This window comes from Caproiciproducens sp. (assembly GCF_053840905.1).
Genome location: NZ_JBNLXQ010000019.1, coordinates 19,142 through 42,147, shown reverse-complemented (window position 1 = coordinate 42,147; position 23,006 = coordinate 19,142). Strand labels below are relative to the sequence as shown.

At 47.2% G+C, this 23,006-nt stretch carries 21 protein-coding genes; 20 read left to right on the top strand and 1 reads right to left on the bottom strand.

Annotated elements, in window-relative coordinates; genetic code table 11:
- Positions 1-179 precede the first annotated feature (179 nt).
- Together xylB and ACQGQ5_RS14750 are read left to right on the top strand one after the other, a co-directional pair.
- Positions 180-1,676 (top strand): xylulokinase, encoded by a 1,497-nt coding sequence (gene xylB, locus ACQGQ5_RS14755; RefSeq protein ID WP_455737256.1) that lies wholly within the window; start codon positions 180-182, stop codon positions 1,674-1,676.
- Between the two features lie 6 nt (positions 1,677-1,682).
- On the top strand, positions 1,683-3,125 hold the full coding sequence (locus tag ACQGQ5_RS14750; protein ID WP_455737255.1) for an iron-containing alcohol dehydrogenase: 1,443 nt from the start codon (positions 1,683-1,685) through the stop codon (positions 3,123-3,125).
- A gap of 680 nt (positions 3,126-3,805) precedes the next feature.
- Here the strand turns inward: ACQGQ5_RS14750 and ACQGQ5_RS14745 are convergent.
- A complete protein-coding gene (locus tag ACQGQ5_RS14745; protein WP_455737254.1) occupies positions 3,806-4,690 on the bottom strand; it encodes a hypothetical protein in 885 nt (294 codons plus the stop codon).
- 496 nt (positions 4,691-5,186) lie between these two features.
- Between ACQGQ5_RS14745 and ACQGQ5_RS14740 the strand changes: the two genes are divergently transcribed.
- The 18 genes from ACQGQ5_RS14740 to ACQGQ5_RS14655 all read left to right on the top strand — a co-directional run bounded on the left by ACQGQ5_RS14740 (position 5,187) and on the right by ACQGQ5_RS14655 (position 22,878).
- Positions 5,187-6,080 carry a sulfite exporter TauE/SafE family protein gene (locus ACQGQ5_RS14740; RefSeq protein ID WP_455737253.1) on the top strand — a complete coding sequence of 298 codons (894 nt, stop codon included), beginning with the start codon at positions 5,187-5,189 and terminating at the stop codon, positions 6,078-6,080.
- A 177-nt stretch (positions 6,081-6,257) separates the two neighbouring features.
- Complete coding sequence (proC, locus tag ACQGQ5_RS14735) at positions 6,258-7,064, top strand: pyrroline-5-carboxylate reductase (protein WP_455737252.1); 807 nt, start codon at positions 6,258-6,260, stop codon at positions 7,062-7,064.
- Positions 7,065-7,089: 25 nt separating this feature from the next.
- Positions 7,090-8,094, top strand: a complete 1,005-nt coding sequence (locus ACQGQ5_RS14730; protein ID WP_455737251.1) for a proline racemase family protein — start codon at positions 7,090-7,092, stop codon at positions 8,092-8,094.
- Positions 8,095-8,314: 220 nt separating this feature from the next.
- Positions 8,315-9,049, top strand: a complete 735-nt coding sequence (locus ACQGQ5_RS14725) for a FadR/GntR family transcriptional regulator (protein WP_455737250.1) — start codon at positions 8,315-8,317, stop codon at positions 9,047-9,049.
- 213 nt (positions 9,050-9,262) lie between these two features.
- Positions 9,263-10,021, top strand: coding sequence for a glucose 1-dehydrogenase (locus ACQGQ5_RS14720; RefSeq protein WP_455737249.1), 759 nt, complete (start codon positions 9,263-9,265; stop codon positions 10,019-10,021).
- A 260-nt stretch (positions 10,022-10,281) separates the two neighbouring features.
- A complete protein-coding gene (locus tag ACQGQ5_RS14715) occupies positions 10,282-10,971 on the top strand; it encodes a hypothetical protein (RefSeq protein ID WP_455737248.1) in 690 nt (229 codons plus the stop codon).
- A gap of 32 nt (positions 10,972-11,003) precedes the next feature.
- A complete protein-coding gene (gene dapA, locus ACQGQ5_RS14710; RefSeq protein WP_455737247.1) occupies positions 11,004-11,900 on the top strand; it encodes a 4-hydroxy-tetrahydrodipicolinate synthase in 897 nt (298 codons plus the stop codon).
- A 159-nt stretch (positions 11,901-12,059) separates the two neighbouring features.
- Complete coding sequence (locus tag ACQGQ5_RS14705) at positions 12,060-12,386, top strand: cupin domain-containing protein (RefSeq protein ID WP_455737246.1); 327 nt, start codon at positions 12,060-12,062, stop codon at positions 12,384-12,386.
- Positions 12,387-12,447: 61 nt separating this feature from the next.
- Positions 12,448-13,785, top strand: coding sequence for a hypothetical protein (locus ACQGQ5_RS14700; RefSeq protein ID WP_455737245.1), 1,338 nt, complete (start codon positions 12,448-12,450; stop codon positions 13,783-13,785).
- Between the two features lie 379 nt (positions 13,786-14,164).
- A complete protein-coding gene (locus ACQGQ5_RS14695; RefSeq protein WP_455737244.1) occupies positions 14,165-15,679 on the top strand; it encodes a xylulokinase in 1,515 nt (504 codons plus the stop codon).
- 63 nt (positions 15,680-15,742) lie between these two features.
- Positions 15,743-16,204 (top strand): flavin reductase family protein, encoded by a 462-nt coding sequence (locus ACQGQ5_RS14690; protein ID WP_455737243.1) that lies wholly within the window; start codon positions 15,743-15,745, stop codon positions 16,202-16,204.
- Between the two features lie 47 nt (positions 16,205-16,251).
- The gene (locus ACQGQ5_RS14685) at positions 16,252-16,995 is read left to right on the top strand and encodes an aspartate/glutamate racemase family protein (RefSeq protein ID WP_455737242.1); all 744 of its coding nucleotides are present in this window, start codon (positions 16,252-16,254) and stop codon (positions 16,993-16,995) included.
- A 55-nt stretch (positions 16,996-17,050) separates the two neighbouring features.
- Positions 17,051-18,238 carry an ABC transporter substrate-binding protein gene (locus ACQGQ5_RS14680; protein WP_455737241.1) on the top strand — a complete coding sequence of 396 codons (1,188 nt, stop codon included), beginning with the start codon at positions 17,051-17,053 and terminating at the stop codon, positions 18,236-18,238.
- 115 nt (positions 18,239-18,353) lie between these two features.
- Positions 18,354-19,226, top strand: a complete 873-nt coding sequence (locus ACQGQ5_RS14675) for a branched-chain amino acid ABC transporter permease (protein ID WP_455737240.1) — start codon at positions 18,354-18,356, stop codon at positions 19,224-19,226.
- A 10-nt stretch (positions 19,227-19,236) separates the two neighbouring features.
- Entirely contained in the window at positions 19,237-20,214 is a 978-nt protein-coding gene (locus ACQGQ5_RS14670) for a branched-chain amino acid ABC transporter permease (RefSeq protein ID WP_455737239.1), read from the top strand.
- A gap of 53 nt (positions 20,215-20,267) precedes the next feature.
- The gene (locus ACQGQ5_RS14665; protein WP_455737238.1) at positions 20,268-21,050 is read left to right on the top strand and encodes an ABC transporter ATP-binding protein; all 783 of its coding nucleotides are present in this window, start codon (positions 20,268-20,270) and stop codon (positions 21,048-21,050) included.
- Positions 21,037-21,738, top strand: a complete 702-nt coding sequence (locus ACQGQ5_RS14660) for an ABC transporter ATP-binding protein (RefSeq protein ID WP_455737237.1) — start codon at positions 21,037-21,039, stop codon at positions 21,736-21,738. Before ACQGQ5_RS14665 ends, ACQGQ5_RS14660 begins: the two co-directional genes overlap by 14 nt.
- A gap of 243 nt (positions 21,739-21,981) precedes the next feature.
- Positions 21,982-22,878: an AraC family transcriptional regulator gene (locus tag ACQGQ5_RS14655; RefSeq protein WP_455737236.1), complete on the top strand. Its 897-nt coding sequence runs from the start codon at positions 21,982-21,984 to the stop codon at positions 22,876-22,878.
- Positions 22,879-23,006 lie beyond the last annotated feature (128 nt).

The window sequence follows — 23,006 nt, the reverse complement described above, 5'->3', positions numbered from 1 at the left end:
CGGCGAGGCACAGTTGAAGGACCTTCCGGATTCGGATGTCAAACCCCATTTGATCTTTGACTCTGTTAAGCAAATCATTCCCTATCTATAATTCTATCGTTCCTCTCTTCCAAGCAGGAGACTATTCCTTTTCTCAAATATGGAGTCATTAAATTAAATTTGGAAAGAGAGAATTTGTTATGAAATACGTTATTGGCATTGATCTGGGAACACAGAGCATGAAGGGTTTACTGGTAAACTCTGAAGGTAAAATTATTGCAGAAGCGGTTTCTGCGCACGATCCTTCTTATCCGAACCCCGGCTGGGCAGAACAGTATGTTCCCGATTGGATTGAATCTCTTAAGAAAGTGATACATAAGCTGCTTTCAGACAGTGGCATTGATCCTGCCGACGTGGGAACGATTGGCCTTGACAGTCAGGTAGACGGCGCTGTGCCAATCGATAAAGAAGGAAACGTCCTGATGAACGCCCCCATTTGGCTGGATCGCCGTGCAGAAGCTCAGTGCCGATCCATTGAGGAGAAGATCTCTTCTGATCGTGTTTTTTCACTGACAGGTTTAAACCTGGATTCTTCACATGTGGCACCTAAGCTCTTGTGGATTAAGGAAATCCATCCTGAAGTTTTTGAAAAAAGTGTAAATATCCTGTTGCCCGGCAGCTATATAGTACACTGGCTCACCGGTGAAAGCTATGTAGACTATTCCAACGCCTCGTCATCTATGCTTTACAACGTGTCGAATAAGTGTTGGGACGACGAAATGGCGGAAGCGGTGGGCATTGACCCTAAAATTATGGGTACTATCGGCGCTGCTGATGATATCGCGGGAACCCTGACCTCCAAGGCAGCGGCAGAGCTGGGCTTGACAAAGAAAACCAAAGTAATCATCGGCTGCGGTGACGAACACGCCGCCTGTGTAGGGGCAGGTGCGATGAAACCCGGTATGGTCTGTGATATTACCGGAACCGCCGAACCTGTGGCGGGCGTGTCAGACAAACCCGTATTCGACAATCTAGGGCATTTGGTTGAAACCCATTCGCACGCGGATCGCCGCTGGTGGCTGATTGAAAATCCCGGTTTTGTTTCCGGCGGATCCACCCGTTGGTTCTGTGACACCATTATCCACGGCTGCTACGACGATATGAATGTAATGGCCTCCGGTGCTCCTATCGGTTCGGACGGAGTAATTTTTCTTCCGTGCATGTCCGGTGCGATGACTCCCCGCTGGAACGGAAATGCCCGCGGCACTTTCGTCGGGCTTTCCTTAAGCCATACCTTGTCCCACCTCTCTCGTTCAGTGTTTGAGGGAATTGCCTTTGGCCTACGGGATAACATTGACCGCTTTGAGGAAATCGGACTGGACTGTTCACAGATCCTTGTCATTGGGGGCGGTACGAAGAGCCCTTTGTGGTGTCAAATAAAAGCGGACTGTCTGGGCAGGACCTTAACCTGTGTTAAAAATTCGGAAGGTGCCGCTATTGGCGCCGCTATGCTGGCAGGAGTCGCCGAAGGATTCTTTGAAAATTTGGACGAGGCTGCTGAGAAAATGGTAGAATTGGGCAATACTTATGTACCTGATTTGAAAAAGAAATCGGCTTACGATGACGCATATGGTGCTTATCGCGATGCTTATGATGCCCTTGAGCCATTTTTTGACAAAACATACAAAGGAAAGTGATTACAAATGCAAGATTCCCGGTTGACAATGGCAGATCCTACTGATCTTGCCACATTGCGTGTGGCACTCAGAGAATCTGATCCGGATTATACTCTTCATCCTATCCAGATGGATTCTATCTTTATTCAGCGTCAGGCACTTGAAATCCTTCCACAGGTTGTCTCTAAACTGACCAATGGTACGGGCAAAAATATTCTTATGGTTACCGACAGCACACCCTATTTTCGGGAAAGTAGCAGCGTGAAAGAAAAGGTATATTTTTTGCTCACTCAGCATTTTCAAGTAGAGTGGCTGGTTATGCACAATGAAACCAAGGATCTGCACGCGGACAATGTGAACAGCAAGATTATTGGAAACGCCCTACAAGGCAAAGACTGCGTAATAGGTGTAGGTGGAGGAACTATTACAGACCTGTGCAAAGATTCCACCCATATGTTTGGCGACGATCTTCCTTTGGTAATCGTTCAAACAGCCCTTTCAGTCAACGCTTTTTCTGACGGTGTGGCTGTTATGCTGAAAAACGGCGTTAAGCGTACAGTAGAAGCACGTTATCCGACTGTGCTGATTATTGACCTTGATGTTGTCCAGCAAGCCCCGCCGGAAAGGAATTTGGCAGGCTACGGTGACTTGATGGCGACATGGACGGCCCCCGTGGATTGGTATCTATCCCATGTTATCGGCATGAACGCAAATTATCATGAATCTCCATCAATTATTTTGCGCCCTCAGCTCCGCGAACTGATGAAGAAGTCCGACCGCCTTGCTAAGATGGATCGGGGAACCCTGTCGTTACTCGCCCGTGTGCTGACACTGAGCGGACTGTCCATGGGAATCGCGGGTGAATCATCTCCTGCTTCCGGTACAGAACATATTATCAGCCATCTGATTGATATGTCGGCGGATTCCCGCGGAAAAAATGTCGCATTCCACGGTGCTCAGGTTGCAGTCGGAGCTATTATGACCTCAATCGCCTGGGATTTCTTCTTAAAGGAATTCGACCCTTCCAAAGTGGATATTGACCGTTGCTTCCCCGGTCATGAGGAAATGAAGCCAAAAGTCTATGCAGCATTCTCATGGCTGGATAAAGATCAACACGCCGCTTCCGAATGCTGGAGTGATTATGAAAAAAAATTGACCAAATGGCATTCGGCTCAGGAAAGTTTTCGCTCTTTTTTGAATAATTGGGATTCCTTTAAAGAAGAAGCGGAAAAAAAGACTCTTTCACCCGAATATCTCTGCGAATGTATGCATACCGCAGGCGCACCCACCAGGTACAGTCGACTTACTCCGGAGATTGATGCCAAAACCGTCCGATGGGCAATGAATAACTGTCACCTTTTCCGCAACCGTTTCACGCTGTCTGATCTTCTCTATTTTTTGGGCTGGTGGGACGAAGCGTTCGTGGAACGTATTCTGGACCGGGCTGAGACACTGGATGCAGGCCTTTAGCAATAGGGCAGGAATGTTGATTCAAAAAGATTTATCCAAAGCTTCAATCTGCGAATAACGCATCCTTATTGAAGCGATTGTATGAATTTTCTGTTTACGATCTTAAGATTATTCCAGGCAATAAGAATTTTATTAAACACGCCTTCCCTTCTACCTTCCCTTTTCCTTCTGCCGCAAGAACAACGTATATTTACGTGATTTTGCGGCAGAAGATAGACAAAAAGCACGCATGGAGGGGGTTCCTCGCAATCATCCGGAACCTTTTGCGCCGTTCTTGCTCCATCATTTGCTTCAAGCCTCTTGTTTCAGCAAAGTATTTTCCATCTGGCTGGCTTGTTCGGATCGGCATAAATTCAGAACATACTTGCTTAGAGTCCACTGGGAATCATAGCGTTTTATGACTCTCCGGCGATTTAAGCAGCCCTTTACGCCAGCGAATGGTAACCATCAGATAAAAATAAGGTCGGTCCGCGACGCCGAACTACGGACTGCAAAAAAATGAAAAAACGCCAATATTATTCTGAAGAGTAATATTGGCGTTTTTTGTACATTAGAAATCTGCATGATTTGGCTAGAACACCCTGTATCCCTACGGGACAGAATACCCGAAGCGGCTCCAGAAATGGCGCCAGTACGAGTCCGGGTGAAGGAAGCAGCGTTTTATATGGGATCCGATCACATCAATCAGCCGTCTCGCGGTCGGGCTTGTTCCGCAGGCTTAACAACATCGTAACGGCACTGTACAGAACAACTGCGGCAACAACCCACTGGAGTACGCTGATGTTAAGACTTTTTACGACGAACACAGCGATCAGTACCCCTACAACGCCGAATGTAGAGGTAAGGAATGTAAGTTTTCTGGAATAATTCTTCAGCTTCACGAACTGCATACTTCCCACGGGAACAGAGAAGGTGCAGGCCCCCATCATGACTGGAAAAGCCACGGAAGGATTCAGTCCCAATGCATAAACCGTGGCCATTGTCAGGGCATAAGAGCCAATACCGATATTGTTCAGTGCTCCGTACAGCATGGACAGTATGCCAAGTATCACCAATTTGAATCCGGTCAGATTGGTAGCCGTCCCGCCAGTGGGATAAATGCCGGTTTTGCCTGCAAGAATCAATGCGGCAGCGGCTAAGAGGCCTCCAATAACGAATTTTTTGATTGTCTCCGCCGGCGCTTTGGCCACAAATCGAGGACTGACATAAGCGCCGATCACCTGTGCCACAATAGGGACGACGAGCGTCATGAGGCCTACATCGATTGTGGATATATAGGCGAGCGCCATCACCGAGACCGGAATCACGCATTGAGTATTCATCGTTCCGGGCAGTTTTTTATCGCTGACCCATTTCAGCTTCGGATAAAGGGAAGCGCTGATGGCAAAATCGGAAATGCCGAATGTTGAAAGAAAATACATAACGAGAGATGAAATTGCCTGAACTACCAGATTCCCATTCTCCTGGAACGCTTCACTCCAATGCGTAATCAGGTCGCGTAAAAACAAGATCAGAAAAGCGCCGTTAACAATAATAACGAGGGCGAGAAGAGTTTTGACAACCATAGACAGGCCTCCTTATTTTAGATGTGGTGTACAACATGATACATCTGAAATCGTAATATGCTTGCCATACTGTTCTTCTTTGGGAAGTTCCCCAATTTTGTTTTAACACTTGGAGTAACAACTGTAAAGGAATGGAATTGCTTCTTTATATTTCCTATTTTGTCATATTGCAAAAAAGTATAAAATGTCCATTAATCGCAAAGCGGAGAATAGAGCGACAACGGAAGAAAGTTGAATTGGATTGGCGCACTATTTGTATCCCGGATGGATATAGCTGCGCAGCCCTCCTAATCATGGGTTCTCAAAATTCCCGGGCAAAACAACGCATGAATAAACAAGGCAAAAATAAAAATTGGAAATATGCTGAATTTTTGCGCAGCCATTTGTTTAAGTATACAAAAAAAATGAAGTTAATGTTAGTTTATTGACAAACAATATTCATGCAATTATACTATGTATGTTGTCGGACAACATACATAGTAAAGGAGAGACAATTATGAATGACAAGATTATGATCTATGTGATGCTTGCAGCCATCGTACTAATTAATATGATCTTTATCGTTCGCTTTGTGCTTGATTTTATCAAGCACAAAAAAGAAACCTTTCAGGAAAAAGGAAGCAATCTGTTCTACATTATTCTCGGATTTATTACGATGATTTGTGCCACTTTCGGCGTATCCGACTATGCGATCAATACGGTCGTGTATCACAAGACGGGATACGTTGAAGACAGGCTGATCCCGCCTACACTCAACACTGAATGCACAATTCCCCTCATGTTCATGGCTTTGATTTACATACAGTCCATTGAATGTGATATTATCACGCTGATTGTCCTGATCATTGCGCAAATGATCGGTTCGGCGTTAAGCCCCAGAATCGTAGCGAAGCTTCCCGCTTCTACGATCCGCTGGTCCATGGGAATCGGTTTGGGAATTGCCGCTGTTCTCGTTTTTTTGGGCCAGATCAATGTTCTTGCCACCGACGGAAATCTTACGGCACTTACCGGTTGGAGACTTGCTGTTGCCGCTGTTGCTTTGTTTATCTATGGCGCAATCAACAATATCGGCATTGGTGCCTACGCTCCGACGATGGCCACCATCTATGCGCTGGGTATGAGCCCCCTGGTTGCATTTCCCATTATGATGAGCGCCTGTACAGTTTCTATCGCGGTAGGTTCCGCAGAGTTTGTACGGCTGAATAACTACGCCCGTAAGCCCACCTTTTGGTTCGCGATTTTCGGTTCTATCGGGGTGTTCTGTGCCGCATATCTGATCAAGAGCCTCAATGTGTATGCGATTAAATGGATCGTTATGGTTGTGATTCTCTTTGCGTCCTATAGCCTTATTTCCAAAGAACTTCAATCTTTGAAAAAGAATGCAGCTTGAAATAATCGCAATATGTTTCACATCGTTTTTCTGCAACCTAACGATATACCAGCAGGTTTCCTGTCTCCCTTTGTCTGTAGACCCGCTATTTTGTATGACTTGTTAGAACAACAGGGCTTTATACGGTAGCCTTTCCCAAATCACCGTAAATCTATATTTATAAGGAAGTATGACACTATGCTTGATAAGAAAGTAATATTTATTGGAGGAGGCAACATGGCTGAGGGAATTATCCGCGGCCAGATCAACAACGGTGCGATTGATGCGGGAAACATTTTCGTGTATGACGTCATTCCTGAACGTGTGGAGTATCTGGAGAACACCTATAAGATTAACGGCGCATCTGATATGAAAAGCGCTGTAGAGAAAGCAGATATTGTTTTTATGGCTGTGCGTCCGCAGCATGCGGACGGTGTGCTGCAGGATATCAGGAAATGGCTCAATTCCAACACACTGGTGGTATCTATCTGCGCCGGCATTACCCTTGATAAAATACAGAATATGCTGGGTGAGAAAAGCCGAATTGCGAGGATCATGCCTAATGTTCTTATAGAAGCTCAACATGGTTATAGCGGTGTCTGTGTCAACAGCAAGGTCAACGATGAGGACAAAAAGGCAATTGAGTGTATGCTCAATGCCTTGGGACAGACTTTATTTATCAGCGAGTCTCTGTTCGATGAATTCACCGCATTCAGCTGTGCAGGCCCCGCTTACGTCCTGTATTTCCTGACTGCGCTCATCGACGCCGGTGTCCAATCCGGGTTTTCAAGATCCGACGCCCGAAACATGGCCGTCGAAAACCTGATTGGTTCCGCACTGATGACGCAAAAAACCGGAAAGCATCCTTATCAGATTACCGATACGATGACGTCTCCCGCGGGCGTAACGATAGACGGGCTCAAGGTGCTCAGCGAAACCGGCATGCATGGAATCGTTATGGAATGTGTGAAGCAGGCAGTAAAAAGAGCGCATGAGCTTTCATGATCCGCAGGAAAAAGGAGAGCTGGCGATGAATTTTACAAATGCGATACGGGTTGTAGATACCCACACAGTCGGACAGGACACCAGAATCATTGTCGGGGGTATTCCTGTGCTGAAAGGCAGCAGCATGATGGAAAAGAAACAATACTTTATGGATAACTATGATGAAATACGCCGTTTGACCATGCTTGAGCCCAGAGGGCATGCGAATATGTTTGGGGCTATCCTGACCGAACCCACTGTTGCCGACGCAGACTATGGAATGCTGTTTATTGATGGGGAAGGATGCCTTAATATGTGCGGACACGGCACCATAGGAGTCGCGACGATGCTTGTGGAGACCGGAATGGTGAGAGTCACGGAGCCTTTCACGGAACTGACGCTGGAAGCTCCGGCAGGTCTGATACGGGTCCGCGTCAAAGTGCTGAACGGCCATGCTGTGGAAGCCTCTTTTCAGAATGTGCCTTCCTTCCTATATGCTAAGGACGTTTTTTTGGATGTACCGGATTTAGGCCGGGTATGCCTTGACATCGCCTTCGGCGGCAGCTTTTTTGGAATTGTGAATCAAAAACAGCTGGGGATAGAGAATATCTGTCCGGAAAATGTACCGGATATCGTTCCCCGTGCGCTTGCGCTGATGCGATGTGTCAACGAGCATGTTCAGGTACAGCATCCGTTGCTTCCCATCAATAAAGTCGAACTGATCGAAGTATACGGACCTCCGAAAACGCGTGGCGTTGATGTGCAGAACATTGTTGTCTTAGGGCATGGAGAGGTGGATCGTTCTCCGTGTGGAACGGGAACCTGTGCCAAGGTCGCAACGCTTGTCGCCCGTGGCAACCTGGAGTTGGGACAGGAATTTGTTCACGAGAGCGTTTTGCGCACCAGTTTTAAAGCGAAAGCGCTGGAAAAGGTTAAGATCGGCGAATTTGACGGAATCATTCCCGAAATCACGGGAAGCGCTTATATTACCGGTTTTAATCATCTGGTAGTGGACAGAAATGATCCGCTGAAATATGGATTTGTTTTATAAAAACATTTGGTTATGTGCGGTGGTAAAGATCACCGCACATTTTTTATATCGATGACTTTATCTTCGATGGATACTGGACGTGTTTGTCCTGCCTCTATTGCAGATTGGGTTAACTTGTTATAATATATAAGATAACGATTATTTCATATTTTGCGGTGTACCTGGGACCATTGTTTTGCGTCTGCCGTAAAAATTATAGATGAAATTGGAGAGATAATTTATGCATGAGAGCGACAAAAAACTGTTTTCAGAGATTGCTGCAGTCTCCAATTGCGGCTTTGCAAATATGCTCGCTGAAAATTTAGCTCAGATGATTTTACGGCAAAAGCTGCCGGCAGGATATGTGATGCCCAACGAAAATGAATTGTGTAAAATTCTATCGTTGGGTAGAAGCACCCTGAGGGAGGCTTACAAAGTTCTGGATACCCTTGGCTATATCACCAGAACGAAAAGTGGAACAGTGGTTAACGATGTACGTTCACTGGCCCTGAACGGAGCGTTCGACACCTCGCTTAAACTATCACATCTGGAGGAGTTGACTGAATTCATTACTCTTCTTGAGCCGCAGGCCGCATATTTTGCGGCAATGAGGGCAACCCCGGAGGAAATAACTGAAATTGAAAAGGAAATGAAAATCTGCGCTCTATATAACGGGGACACGCAGCTGCTGGAGGAACATAATCGAAGCTTTCATCAAAAGATCAGATGTGCTGCCCATAACTGCACTTTGACAAGCGCAATTGCCGCAAGCTTCAGCGCCTTCGATGAATTTATCGTAAAACCGGTGTACCGGAAGGATACTCAAACCAATGCTTTTCTGGACAACTGCATTCAGCAGCATCAGGAACTATTTGACGCTATTGTTTCCCATGACGGGGAACGAGCCAAATCCATTGCGTTGGAGCATCTGATGGGTGATATTGACTTGGCACGTGAAGGATCAGAAAGGGCTTGAATGGTTAATGGACACTTTACACTGATGTATTTTAATTCGAAGGTGAATTTCAAAGCTTGCTGATTTTATTTCCTATCCTGCGTAGTCTGGCTCAAATCGTTGAAAATCATAAAACCGCTGCTAAAATAGTATTCAGTCGATCATAAAAATTTTATTTAGGATTCGTCCTTTTGCTTTATAAAAGGACGAATCCAAAAGCGGGGAGGAATTTCAATGTACACCGAAAAGTTTGACTTGACAGGCAAAGCAGCCATTATTACAGGCGGGAATAAAGGTCTCGGTTCCCAAATCACCATTGCTCTGGCTGAGGCGGGCGCCGATATTGCGGTTGTTGCCCGCGGCAGCTGTGAAGCAGTTGAAAAAGTCGTACAGGAGTGCGGTCGAAAATTTCTGGGCATTACCGCCGACCTTTCGGACCCCGGTTGTGCTGACACAGTAATCAACCGGGTGCTGGCCGAATTTGGTCACATTGATATTTTGGTAAATAACGCCGGAACCACGATCCGAAAGCCCGCACTGGAATACTCTCCCCAGGAATGGGACGCCATTCTGGATCTAAACCTGAAATCTCTGTTCTTTTTGTCTCAGCGGGCCGCTGCAGAATTCATCCGGCAAGGCGGCGGTAAAATCATATCGCTCGCAAGTCTTGTTTCTTTTCAGGGGGGGATGAATAACTTGCCTTATGTAGCGTCCAAATCCGCCGTAGCGGGGATTACTAAGACGATGGCAAATGAATGGGCGAAGTACGGCGTCCAGGCAAATGCTATCGCTCCCGGTTTTATGCGTACGGATCTGACCGAAGAGGTATACCATAACAAAGAGCGCAGCCGCCAAATCAATGAGCGGATTCCCGCAGGGCGCTGGGGAACCCCCGAGGATGTGGGCGGTATCGCGATTTTTCTGGCATCGGCCGCATCGGACTATATTAATGGTGTTACGATTCCGGTGGATGGAGGGTGGTTGGGCAATTAACCTTTGTCGTAATTTTAGAAATTTGTAATACTTAAAGAGTAGGCCCGTAAAAGCGTATTGCGCTTTTACGGGCCTACTCTTTTCTTTAGCGAAAAACAGCTGTCAGCTGTTATATAGAGGCTACAAGGCAAAATAAGAAACACAGCGAACAAGACAGTTAATCGACTGAATTCCAATAACGCGTTAAACTAATGACAATCTGGTACAAATAGCTTCTGTTGAAACCTTAAAACATTAAATTGAAAGGAAGATGAGAATAAGTGGATGGAAACAAGATGCTCGACAAGCTCATTGTCATGTTAACACACAATGACCAGACTGTGCAAAATGCCCAAGAAACGTTTGATGCGTGCCAGGATCTCCCGGTTAAAAAGTGGGGATTCAAAGATGTCGGATTGGCGCCCGATAAAATGACCGCTTTGTGTCAGTCTATGAAAAGAGCTGGGAAAGAAACATTTTTGGAGGTCGTTACTTATACCGAAGCGGGATGTTTGCGTGGCGCTAAGCTGGCGGTGGAATGCGGCTTCGATTATTTGATGGGGACGATTCTGTATGACAGCGTTGTGAAGTATGCCAGGGAAAACGGACTAAAGTATCTTCCGTTCGTGGGCGATGTAAGCGGCAGCCCCTCTGTCCTGAAAGGTTCTGTACAAAGCATGGTAGAACAGACAAAAGCGTATCAGGCGAAAGGGGTTTACGGGGTTGACTTGTTAGGCTATCGCTATGTTGACGGTGATCCCGAAAAATTGAGTGCGCAGTTTATTGAGAACAGCCCGCTTCCGACTGTACTGGCGGGTTCTATCGCCAGTATTGATCGCTTACGGAAAGTTCAGGAGATGAATCCCTGGCTGTTTACCATGGGATCGGCCCTGTTCAAAGCGGACTTTGTACCGGGGGGCAGCGTGCGTCAGAATCTGTCCAAAGTTGTAGAAATTCTCGAGTCTATGTAAATTCAACGATCTATTTTAAGGAGGAAATTATTATGGAAAAACCAATTACATTGAAGGGCATTTTCCCGGCATTGGTGTGCAGCTTTGATGCAAATAATCACCTTGATGAGGAAGCGATCCGTGAAAATATCAGGTTTGCCCTGGATAATGGGTGTGCTGGTGTTGTTGCCAACGGCTCTACAGGTGAGGCAATTAACCTGAGCCGCGAAGAGAAGAAGCGTGTGGCCGAGATCAGCGTTGAAGAGTGCCATGCCCGCGGCAAGAAAGTCATCAGCGGCTGTGGCGGCCCCACTACTTCCGCCACACTTGAATTGGTTAAGGACGCTTTGGAGGTCGGCGTAGATGCTGGCCTGGTCATTACCCCGTTTAACAATATCCCCAATCAGAACGGCCTGATTGCGCACTACAGTCAGGTAGCCTCTCTCGGTTTGCCGATTATTCTGTATAATATTCCATCACACACAAGTGTGAACATCGATATGGATACCTTCAATAAATTGATTCAATTGCCGAACGTGATCGGCATCAAGGAGTCTTCCGGTAACCTGTATATGATGGCGGAGATTGTCCGCAAATACGGCACGGATATTACCATCTTCACCGGCTGCGACGAGTTGACCCTGCAGATCTTCTCAACCGGCGCAAGTGCGGCGGTTCTGGCTCTTGCCAATATTGCCCCCGCCGAGGTGGTCTCCATTCTGGAGAACGTGCAGGCCGGAAAGCTCGATAAGGCCCGCGAGACGTATTATAAGTTGCTGCCGATTGCACACGTGATCAGTGCGGATGAGAATTTTCCCGCTACGGTCAAGGAAGCTGTTTCTCAGCTCGGCCATCGCTGCGGTGCGGCCCGTCTTCCCATTATCCCCTGCTCGGAACAGGAGAAAAAAGAAATCCATGACGCTCTTGCGTATGCCGGTCTGCTTAAGTAAGCATACAGAAGCATAAAGGCAATTTTGGGTGGTTCGCTATAGCTGAAGCTTCGCGTATTTGTTTTGAATCCAGACGCCGACGGTTCTGCTGTCTGGATTCCTGATGAAAACGAAATCCGTATGGGTTTCTCAAGATAGGATTTTTTGGAGGACTATATTATGTATGTGGTAAAAAAGAGCGCTGCCAAAGTTTCGCTGGACGGCCCCGAGGTTTGCCGTGACTATTGTCGTACGGAAAAGCTGTGGTTTGGGTCGTCGGCTTTGCTGCCTGGGCAAACCGGCGGAATCGATCCTGGGCACACTGAAAGTAAAGAGGTTTTCTTTGTCAGCCGTGGGGCGGTCATTATGAGAAACCCGGCTACAAACGAATGCTTTGAACTTCAGGAAGGCGATATTCTCATGGTAGAAGAGGGCGAGCCGCACGAACTGACGAATATTGGCATGGAGCCGGCCGTTATCACATGGTGCGGGGCTCCGAATCCATAAAGCTGTGTAAGTCGCCTTTTCCGTTGATTGCCTATCTTAAAAAAGGAGGAATAAACCAACTATGAATAAGTCTAAAATCGGCATTGTGGGTGTTTGCAGCCATGTTGAAAGCGGCGCCCAACGCTATGAAGAACTGATGACTAAAGCTGAAAAAGCGTTGAAAGACGTTGGCCTCGATGTCGTTGTGGCCGATCGGGCCGTTTATTCTGCGACCGAGGCACTGACTGCCTGCGACCAGTTCAGGACAGCCGGAATCGAATCTCTGGCGGTCATGGACGTCACCTGGGTATGTGATTCTCTGAAATACGTTTTCATCCATGAATTAAAGGTTCCTACCGTCTTTTGGGCCGTGCCGTATACGGAAACCTTTTCCATCGGATGTATCCAGAATTTCGGCTCTGTTCTGCATACAAACGGGATTCACTATGAATATGTTTATGGTCTTCCCTCGGATCATACGGTGATAGAAAAGATTCGGAAAGTCGCACTGGCGGGTCAGATTATCAAAAAGGTCTCCACCCTGCGTGTTGTCCTGCTCGGCCCGCGCCAGACTTGGCGTGTGGCCGGCCCACAGGATATGACTCTTGAAGAATGGGAATTCAGTGAAACACTTGGACCCACACTGCTGCATATGGAAATGGAAGAAATTATCGAAGCGGCAAAGAAGATTCGCGACGAAGAAGCAAAAGCCACACTGGATTCGTTAAAGGGACGCACCGGAAAATATCTGTGCGATCAGGAATGTATGCTGTGGGCGGCAAAGGTTTACACGGTTACAAAACAGATGATGCAGTCCAATGGAATAGACGTTGTGGCTGCGGAATGTTATCCGAACTACGGCGGTCTGATGAACCAGCCCAGCAGCTGGATCGAAGATGACGGATATATTCTGGATACGGAGGGCGATATCGCCCATGCAGTTATAAAGTACATCCTGAACCTGGCTGCACAGGGCGGCTGTTGCGCGCTTGGTGAAGTGGGAAGTTATGATGACGAAAAGGACTTCCTGTCTATCGCTCATGAGGGAAGCGCGCCCGCGTCTTTGGCGGAAAGCCTTGAGAAGGTACAGGTTTCTCCTGAAGGGGATATGGGCTGTTTTGTCGGCTTGCCTCTGAAGAGTATGAGCAAATGCACGGTGTGCGATATGCAGGGATCGGCAGGAAATTATCAGCTTATGATCGCAACGGGTGAAATATTACCTTCTACGCATGAAGAGTGGGTGACAGGCGGCGAGAAGCTGTTGGTTAAGCTTCGGATTGATGGCGCGAAGCCCAGTGCCGTGCTCGACAGGATGATGGAAGCCGGTTTACACCATCACCTTGTTATCAAAGAAGGCGATTATGCGGAATTGCTGCAAATTGTCTGTAAATACATGGGAATCAAAATTATCGCTATTTAAAAAACGCTATTTACAACCTTCCCTTTTAATGCCCGGCATCCGGATACTGTTAGTATGGATGCCGGGCATTTTTATAAGAATAGGCCCGGAGACTTCCTGTTTGATCATCCGAAGTCCGGAAGATGCCATAAATAGCAAGATGAGAAATCACGATTCAAGGCGGCAAAAGTTTAAGTCTGTTTTTCGGTCAGGCGGAAGCTTTCTGAAAATGCTGTATGCGGCCATGTCAGACATTTTTTATTCCCGCACATATCAAATTTTCAGGGTGCCGCCAAAACAAATCCCTAAACTCATGCAAAATAGGAAATGCGATAGGCAAGTATGTAAATTTACTGTTCCTTCGGTCTATGTTAAAATACACATAAAAGGTGGTGAATGTATGAAATATTTAGTTGGTTTGGATTTAGGGACAACGGCACTGAAGATTGCTCTTTTTGAAAAAAATGGGAATCTCTTGGCTGTATCCACGCAGGAATACGACCTGATTACGCCGAAGGTCAACTATGTGGAGGAGGATGTAGAAGTTTACTGGAGCGCCTTTTACAATGGGCTCCAGGATATCAAACGTCAGCATGACGTAAGGAGCGGCGACTCGATCGCCTTGGCCATTTCTGCTCAGGGAGAAACCTTGGTTTGTTTGGGCGCTGACGGGAAGCCCCTTAGAAATGCGATTGTATGGATGGATAACCGGGCCGGCGCGGAAGCGAATGAGCTGGCTTCCCACTTTGGCAATGAGACCTGCTACAAAGTGACCGGCCAAGTCAGCTTCGAGCCCTGCTGGCCGGCTTCAAAGATTCTGTGGCTTAGAAACAAAGAACCTGAAATATTCACACATACGGAAAAATTCCTGTTGCTGGAAGATTACTTCATCTACAGAATGACGGGGCTCTGTGCAACGGAAGGATCGCTGGTATGCTCCTCGACTTACTGGGACATCATTAACAAAACCTACTGGCAGGAGATGCTGACGTACTTGGGAATCCGGGAATCCCAACTGGCGCCTGTGCGGGAATCCGGGGAAGTCGTGGGGAAAATGCTCCCGGAGGTAAGTGCGGCGCTCGGCCTCTGCGGGGACGTTACGGTTTGTACGGGGGCGCTGGATCAGGCGGCCGGAGCAATCGGCGTAGGAAACATCCGTGAAGGAATGTTTTCGGAGAACATTGGTTCCGCGCTCGCGATCTGCGCTCCGGTATCAAAGCCCACATTTGACCCTAACCGGTTAATGCCCCTGCACTACTTTGCCATACCGGACATGTATATGATGCACACCTTTACTACCGGTGGAATGACACTGCGCTGGTTCCGCGACAAGTTCTGCCAGGATGAAATGACGGTCGCTTCTTTGATGGAAGGCAGCGATTACTATCTGATGGATCGGGAGGCGGAAAAAATTCCGGCGGGTTGCGAAGGTCTTTCCATGTTGCCTCACCTCTCTGGTTCGCTGGCTCCGGATGTAAATGCCAAGGCCAAAGGCGTATGGTTCGGGATAACGCTCAAACATACCAAAGCCCATTTTATCCGCTCTATCATGGAATCTGTGGGCTATATTCTTCGGCGCAACATCGAGACGCTGGGGAATATGGGGATTTCGGTGAACGAGATTCGCTCACTGGGCGGCGGCTCCAACAGTCCGCTTTGGAATCAGATTAAGGCAGACATCACCGGCAAGCGCCTTGTTACGATGCAGTCCAAAGAGGCCGCCTGCTTGGGCGCGGCAATTCTGGCTGGGAAGGCCACCGGAATTTTCAGCAGCCTGGAAACCGCAGTGGACAGCATGGCTCTGGTCAAACAGTCTTTTGAAGCGGATGAAGTCAATTGTGCCGTCTACGACACAGGTTATGAGATGTACTGCAAGCTGTTCGCCGATCTGCGAAGCGCATTTGAGCTTACTTGATTCCATGCTTTTGAAGCCTTACAATCAGAGTTGACATTAACTGGAAAGGAGGAAAACAAAATTATGGATCGTATTGATTCCGCTATGAGACAAATCAGTCAGGGTGTATATATCTTAGGCGTAAAAACCGAACACAGGGAAAACCTCATGACCGCCGCATGGCTGACCCAAATTTCCGACCATCCTAATACGCTGCTGGTAGCAGTTGCAAAGTCGCATTATACTGCCGCCCTGATCGAAGTGGCTGGCGCTTTTTCTGTAAGCATTCTGGCGGCTGGTCAAGAAGACGTGGCAAGAAAATGTGGTTTTGTATCCGGACGTGACGTCGACAAGCTTGACGGTATTGAAATTACGCGGTTCAATTCCGGCGCTCCGCTGATTGTGGGCGCTGCTGCACATTTGAACTGTCAGTTGACTACCGAGATCGATGTCGGGGATCACATGCTGTTCGTAGGCGGTGTGACAGCGGCAGAAGTCTTTGAAAGACAGCCGTTGATTTATCACAACGACGACTATTTCGGCTGAGGATTCAGAGAAAATCTTCTCTGGGAAACATGAAAGGAATGAATTTGATGGAATACAAAGGCGGCCATCCATTTTATGGGGATGCGATCGGGATTTTGATGCTTGATATGGGAGCGCCTCTTGTACCGGGTAACGTCGGAAACGCCTATTCCTACAACTTCCCCGTACGGTTCAAGGTGCTTAAGGGGGTACCTTCAGACTGGTGGTGCGACGATATCGGCCCGGATGACAGCAGGTGCAGGATATTCATAGATGCCGCCAAAGAATTGGAAGCGGAGGGCTGTAAGGCAATTACCTCCGGCTGTGGCTTTTTTGCCATTTATCAGCAGCGCACCGTCGCGGAAGTGAATATCCCGGTTTTCACTTCGCCGTTGCTGATGGTACCCATGTTATCCCGAATGATTGGTCCCGATAAAAAGGTGGGCATCATTACCGCGGGCGGCTCCCATCTTTCGTCCGGAACCTTTCTGAAGAGCGTTGGCATTGATGCGTCGACCCCGTTTGTGATAGGTGGTATGGAGCACTCCCCGGAATTTTACAATGTGCATGTAACGCAAAACAAAAATACAATCAACGTACAGCGTATGGAGGAAGAAGTGCTGCAAGTTGCGAAAGATCTGCTGAGAAAGAACCCTGATATCGGTGTGTTTTTGTTTGAGTGCAGCGACCTGCCGCCTTACGCTCAAAGAGTTGCGAGGGAAACCGGCTTGCCAGTGTTTGATTTTATCAGTTTGGCGCATTTGGTATATCGCGCGATTGCTCCCGTAAAATATCCGGATTTTATCGGATAGTATAAAGGCTCCCATGAGGGAGCCTTTATCAAAAATAAAAAGGAGTTGAGTTGTTATGAAAAAAGGCAAGCTTTTCTGTATGGGCGTATTCCTTTTAAGCGTTATGGTCATCCTCAGTGCATGTAATGGTTCCGCTGGCCAATCCAAGCAGAGCACCGCTGCCGCTGGAGATACTACGAACGATACGATCAAGTTTGTCTTGGCGGGCCCTCAAACCGGCGATGCGGCCAACCAAGGCATCCAGCAAAAAGAAGGGGCTCAGCTCGCGGTCGACGAAATTAATGCGGCCGGCGGGGTGAAAGGCAAAAAATTGGTGATGGAGGTTATGGACGACCAAGCCAATCCAAACCAGGCAACTTTAGTAGCTCAAAAAGTGATAAACGATGCCGATATTCTTGCGGTTGATGGTCACGATCAATCCGGATGTTCGCTGTCCGCATTGCCGATTTATCAAAAGGTGAATATGCCGGTTATTTCGCCCTTAAATACCAACCCAACCATTTGTGAACAGGGTTTCAAAAATTATTTCCGCATTATTTCCAGCGACTCTGTGAATACCAAAAACCAGGTATATATGGCTGTAAAGGAATTGGGATGCAAGAAGCCCGGCTTGATTTGGGAAAACAGCGACTACGGATCAGGCATGAGGGACGTAGCCATCAAAACCCTTAAAGATGAGTTTGGGATCACGCCTGCGGGGGATGAAAGCTATGTGGCCAACGTTGACCGCGACTATTCTGCACAGATTACTAAATTCAAGGCGAACGGCGTCGACGCGATATTGGTGTTGGGAGAGTATACTGCGACGGCCTTGGTTGTAAAGCAGAATATAGCATCGGGCTTAAATGCGAAGATCGTCGCCGCCACTGGCAGCTCTAATCCACAATTCATTAGAATTGCCGGAGCAGACGCTGAGGGCGCCTATGTCATGACTTGTTATGACCCTAACGACCCACGTTCGAAGCAGGCTGATTTCACGAAAAAATTCGAAGAGACCTTCCACGATCAACCGGGCGAGTGGGCAGCCCACAGCTACGATGTTGTCTATTTAATCAAAGCGGCCTATGAAGCCGGCGGCACCACAAGGGATACTCTGATCACCGCGCTCCATAACCTCAAGGGCTTTGAAGGGGTGACTGGTCTGATCGAGTTTAATGACAAAGGAGACGTCCCCAACAAAAAAGTCTCGGTGATGAGGGTTGAAGGCGGCAAATTCGTCACTTATGTTCCCGAAAATTTCTAAAATAAAACCCGGAAAGATAACTTTATATCAAAAAAGGGGAAAATGGCGGGCTTTACGCCTGCCGATTTCCCTGCTTTAACAAAAAACCATATGGGAAGCAGGGTGAATAAAAATAATGTTACTACAATATATCATCAATGGCCTTAGTATCGGCAGTGTGTATGCAATCATTGCGATAGGTTATAACATGGTGTACGGCATATTGGAATTGCTGAACTTCGCGCATGGCGATGTATACGCAGTGGGCTGTTTTCTTACATTCGCCATGATTACGGGCGGCTTTAACCCGTTTCTGGCAATTCTGACCGGTGTGATCGCGGGATACCTCCTCAACGTAATTGTCGAGCGGTTCGCCTATCGGCCGGTGCGCTTTTCGGGACGCGTTACGCCTACGATTACTGCGGTGGGTATCGCATATATTGCCAGAAACTTTATCACGGGAATCTGGGGTCCCCAGACCTATCCGTTTAGTGTGGGTATCCCTAACCAAAGTTGGAAGATTGGAAACGTGGTAATGGGTTCCCTGCAGATATACATTTTGATTATCGCCGTTGCACTGATGGCGGCTATCACCTTCCTGCTCAAACATACAAAGATCGGACAATCCGTGATTGCCATTTCGCAGAGCATTCCGACAGCCTCGCTGATGGGTATTCCAGTCAACCGCATTATTTCCGTGGTATATGGAGCAGGCGGCGCATTGGGTGTGATAGGCGGAATCCTGTTCTGTTCTTATTACAATGACATATTTGTGGGTATCGGTTTTGCACTTGGGACAATGAAAGCGTGGATGGCCTCAATCGTAGGTGGCGTTGGCAGCCTGAAGGGCGCCATCATCGGTGCTATATTGCTGGGACTTGTGGAAAGTCTGGTGGCGGGGTATATCTCTACCACTTACAGAGATGCCATTGTCTGGGGCATCCTGATCCTGTTGGTATCAATCAGACCCATGGGATTTTTCCCGGCACAGATTTCCGAGAAAGTGTAAGGTGATGGTAATGTTGAATCAAATTAAGAAACATCGCGCTCTCTCCTACATAGCTCTTCTTATTATTTTCGCTGCCATACCTAATTTTATTAAAGACGACTATGTGATACGCATTATAAACATGTGCATGATTTATTCTATCGTTGCGCTGTCCATTAACCTGATTGTAGGAATTTCAGGTCAATTGGATATGGGGCGCTCTGCGTTTTTGGGGGTGGGAGCCTACGCCTCGGCCCTGTTGTCCAAAAACCTTGGCGTTCCCTTTCTGCCAGCCCTGATTCTGTCTGGACTTATATGCGCGGCTACTGGTTGGTTTCTGGGGTTTCTGTGCCGCAAGTCCACTTTTGACTATCTGACACTGATCACGATTGGATTTAATGCAATCTGTCAGTTGCTTTTTCTGAACTTGCATAACATTACCGGAGGCGCCATGGGAATCCGCGGGGTACCGAGTGCCAGCATTTTTGGCTTTCAGCTTGACACCAGCCTGAAATTTTTCTATTTTGCGCTGGCACTGCTGATTCTGTCTTATGCCGGAATACAGTTTATTATTAAGTCTAAGTGGGGCAGGGCATTTGCAGCGCTTCGTGACGATCCGATTGCAGCTGCATACTCAGGTATTCGAGTGGAGAATTATAAGGTGCTCTGTTTCGCAGTGGCCTCCTTTTTTACCGGTATCGCGGGCTCAGCATTGGTGCATTACACCACCTATGCAAGTCCCTACAACTACACATTGGATGAGTCTATCTATGAACTTCAGATGCCGATACTGGGTGGGTTGGGCAATCTACCCGGCTCTATTATCGGGTCGTCGCTGCTGGTCATTGCGCCGGAGATTTCCAGAACTTTTTATCAGTATCGGCTCCTGTTCGTTGGACTTTTGATGGTAATACTGATGATCTGGGCGCCCAATGGACTGTTGGGAAAAGACGGTGTTGGCGAAAAGGTAATAGGCATCAGGCATCTCTTCTCAAAGAAGAAAATATAGCCGCGTACAAGATGCTTTTATGATTGTAATTGTGGTCAAAGAGGAGAAACAATATGAGTGTATTAGTCAAAGCGGAGTCCATTTGCAAATCCTTTGGCGGTGTCAACGCCCTTTCGGATATAACCATGGAGATCATGGACAATGAGGTGCTGAGTATTATTGGTCCTAATGGTGCAGGCAAAACGACTCTGTTCAACGTGCTGACGGGCTTCAACCGGCCGGACAGCGGGAAAATACTGTTTGAGGACCGTGACATGACCGGCCAATCAACGGATACTATGTGCAAAGCGGGAATTACGCGCACTTTTCAAAATATCCGCCTGTTCGGTGCCATGACCGTGATTGACAACCTGGTAGTAGGTATGCATATAAAGGTGCACGAGGGTCTGTTTGGTATTCTTTTCCGCAGCCCCGCGTTTAAAAACAGCGAGGAGGCGGCATACAAAAAATCGCTGGAAATTCTGGATTATCTGGGATTGCGGGACGTTGCGAATGAATATGCGGGCAATTTGCCCTACGGCAAGCAGCGCAAGGTCGAAATCGGCCGCGCGCTCGTCAGCGATCCCAAGCTTATTTTGCTTGACGAACCAGCTGCCGGTATGAATCCTCAGGAATCGGAGGAATTGATGTCGTTGATCAAGGGTATCCTCAAGCTGGGGTCAGCGGTGGTACTGATAGAACATAATATGCGCCTTGTAATGGGAATCTCAGACAGAGTAGTGGTGTTGGACTTCGGAAAGAAAATTGCGGACTGTTCTCCAAAAGAGGCACAGTGCAACACACAGGTGATTGAGGCTTATCTGGGCAAGGAGGAATCTGAGCATGCTGGAAATTAAGGACTTGACCGTTCGTTATGGCATAATCGAGGCGCTTTCTAAGGTGTCCCTCGGTATAGAGGAGGGAAAGCTCACTGCGCTGCTCGGGGCCAATGGTGCCGGCAAGACAACCTTGCTTAAAACCATCTCTGGACTACTTAAACCGGCTTCGGGCGAAATCTTTTTTGAAGAAAAGCGTATTAACAATAAGCCGGCTGATGCAATCGTTCGATGGGGTATAGCACATTGCCCTGAAGGACGTAAGGTATTTCCCCGTCAGACTGTTCAGGAAAATTTACGATTGGGTGCTTTTACACGTAAAGATCAGGATGTGGATCAGGACATTGAGAGCTTTTTTCAGAAATTCCCACGTCTTGGTGAGCGTCGGGACCAGAAGGCGGGTTTTTTGTCAGGCGGAGAACAACAGATGCTGGTGATTTGCCGTGCGCTAATGTCCAGGCCTAAGCTGCTGCTGCTAGACGAACCGTCTATGGGCTTAGCTCCTCTTGTGGTTTCCGAAGTGTTTGCGCTGATCAGGGAAATTAAGGAGGACGGCACTACTGTTCTGCTCGTAGAGCAGAACGCAAAAATGGCTCTGCAGGTTGCTGACAAGGGCTATATCTTGGAGACAGGTAAAATTGTTATGGAAGATACGGGCGTCAACTTGATGGCCAGCGATGCTGTACAGAAATCCTATCTGGGCGGATAGCTTTACTTATCACTTTGATGGAGAGCCTGTATCGTTCATTATGAGAAGCTTATTGACAATGATTGTTGTTTTTCCCGCTCAAGTAGATTGTATGTTCTTGAAATAAGAAGTTTTTTTGTGATTTGAATGGTGGATTATTACTGAAAAAATTGGTTCTTTTGCAAGGAAAATGACGTTACAAGGGAATAAGTAATCAATATCAAACGGCTATATGTCAGTCGGTGCGGAAGGGGAGGTTTTTTCATGTCTGCTCAGTTTCTTTCTAGGACCTCTGTTTATCAAGGCAATTATCGTTGTATTATGTACAACCCTGACTGTGAATTTGGTGCTGGACTCCACTATCATGACTTCTATGAAATTCAATTCTATTTTTCTGATGCGGGAACGCTTCTGGTAGGGAATAAGCAATATGAGATGCGATGCGGCGATGTGGCGCTGATTAACATTTTTGAGCCGCACACGTTCTGCCCGGCCATACATGATTATCATCGATTCTGTATATCTATGAATCCCAGCTTTTTACTCTCCATGTGCTCTGAGCAATCGGATCTGCTCAATATCTTTAGCCCTAACAATCGCAGTTATCCTGTTTATCATCTGGGTGCAGACGAATTTAAAAATGTGCAGCGAATTCTTTCCGAATATGAGCAAACCAGTCTGAGCCAGGGTGAAGACATCCTTGAGCGCGCTTTTCTATACCATATATGTGCGCACCTATACAACAGCTTTTATGATTGCAGTCATCAGGATCTTATGGAGAACCAGTACGTTGCTGTCATTGCAAAGCTCGTGCAGTACATATGCGAACATATCAAGGAAGATCTTTCGCTGGATCGTCTGGCCAGCGTCGTTAATTTCAGCACTTTTCATATTTGCAGGGTGTTCAAGAAATATACCGGTTATACCCTGACAAAATATATCGTATCCAAGCGCATAGAAAGAGCAAAATTTCTGCTTAAAGAAGGCGAAGGGATGTCGATTACCGATATCTGCCACGAGACAGGATTTAACAACTACAGCTATTTTTACAAAACTTTTAAAAAGATTACAGGTATCAGTCCGGCGGATTATAAATTAGCTGCGGGAATCGAAACTGAACAGGAAACCGACGACGAGTTCAACCAGGCGGAATCCTTTTAATTTCTCAGAAACAAACTCTTTTCGCCTTTTTTCGATTTTTTGTTATAGAGCAGAATAAGAAATGAAGGAAGCAATTCGATTTCTTTACAGTTGTCAATCCAAGTGGTAGAGTGCAAATAGAAGAAAAT

Excerpts from the sequence above, each read along its gene's own strand:
- xylB (WP_455737256.1), top strand. The coding sequence starts at position 180 with ATGAAATACGTTATTGGCATTGATCTGGGAACACAGAGCATGAAGGGT.
- ACQGQ5_RS14750 (WP_455737255.1), top strand. The coding sequence starts at position 1,683 with ATGCAAGATTCCCGGTTGACAATGGCAGATCCTACTGATCTTGCCACA.
- ACQGQ5_RS14745 (WP_455737254.1), bottom strand. The coding sequence starts at position 4,690 with ATGGTTGTCAAAACTCTTCTCGCCCTCGTTATTATTGTTAACGGCGCT.
- ACQGQ5_RS14740 (WP_455737253.1), top strand. The coding sequence starts at position 5,187 with ATGAATGACAAGATTATGATCTATGTGATGCTTGCAGCCATCGTACTA.
- proC (WP_455737252.1), top strand. The coding sequence starts at position 6,258 with ATGCTTGATAAGAAAGTAATATTTATTGGAGGAGGCAACATGGCTGAG.
- ACQGQ5_RS14730 (WP_455737251.1), top strand. The coding sequence starts at position 7,090 with ATGAATTTTACAAATGCGATACGGGTTGTAGATACCCACACAGTCGGA.
- ACQGQ5_RS14725 (WP_455737250.1), top strand. The coding sequence starts at position 8,315 with ATGCATGAGAGCGACAAAAAACTGTTTTCAGAGATTGCTGCAGTCTCC.
- ACQGQ5_RS14720 (WP_455737249.1), top strand. The coding sequence starts at position 9,263 with ATGTACACCGAAAAGTTTGACTTGACAGGCAAAGCAGCCATTATTACA.
- dapA (WP_455737247.1), top strand. The coding sequence starts at position 11,004 with ATGGAAAAACCAATTACATTGAAGGGCATTTTCCCGGCATTGGTGTGC.
- ACQGQ5_RS14705 (WP_455737246.1), top strand. The coding sequence starts at position 12,060 with ATGTATGTGGTAAAAAAGAGCGCTGCCAAAGTTTCGCTGGACGGCCCC.
- ACQGQ5_RS14700 (WP_455737245.1), top strand. The coding sequence starts at position 12,448 with ATGAATAAGTCTAAAATCGGCATTGTGGGTGTTTGCAGCCATGTTGAA.
- ACQGQ5_RS14695 (WP_455737244.1), top strand. The coding sequence starts at position 14,165 with ATGAAATATTTAGTTGGTTTGGATTTAGGGACAACGGCACTGAAGATT.
- ACQGQ5_RS14690 (WP_455737243.1), top strand. The coding sequence starts at position 15,743 with ATGGATCGTATTGATTCCGCTATGAGACAAATCAGTCAGGGTGTATAT.
- ACQGQ5_RS14685 (WP_455737242.1), top strand. The coding sequence starts at position 16,252 with ATGGAATACAAAGGCGGCCATCCATTTTATGGGGATGCGATCGGGATT.
- ACQGQ5_RS14680 (WP_455737241.1), top strand. The coding sequence starts at position 17,051 with ATGAAAAAAGGCAAGCTTTTCTGTATGGGCGTATTCCTTTTAAGCGTT.
- ACQGQ5_RS14675 (WP_455737240.1), top strand. The coding sequence starts at position 18,354 with ATGTTACTACAATATATCATCAATGGCCTTAGTATCGGCAGTGTGTAT.
- ACQGQ5_RS14670 (WP_455737239.1), top strand. The coding sequence starts at position 19,237 with ATGTTGAATCAAATTAAGAAACATCGCGCTCTCTCCTACATAGCTCTT.
- ACQGQ5_RS14665 (WP_455737238.1), top strand. The coding sequence starts at position 20,268 with ATGAGTGTATTAGTCAAAGCGGAGTCCATTTGCAAATCCTTTGGCGGT.
- ACQGQ5_RS14660 (WP_455737237.1), top strand. The coding sequence starts at position 21,037 with ATGCTGGAAATTAAGGACTTGACCGTTCGTTATGGCATAATCGAGGCG.
- ACQGQ5_RS14655 (WP_455737236.1), top strand. The coding sequence starts at position 21,982 with ATGTCTGCTCAGTTTCTTTCTAGGACCTCTGTTTATCAAGGCAATTAT.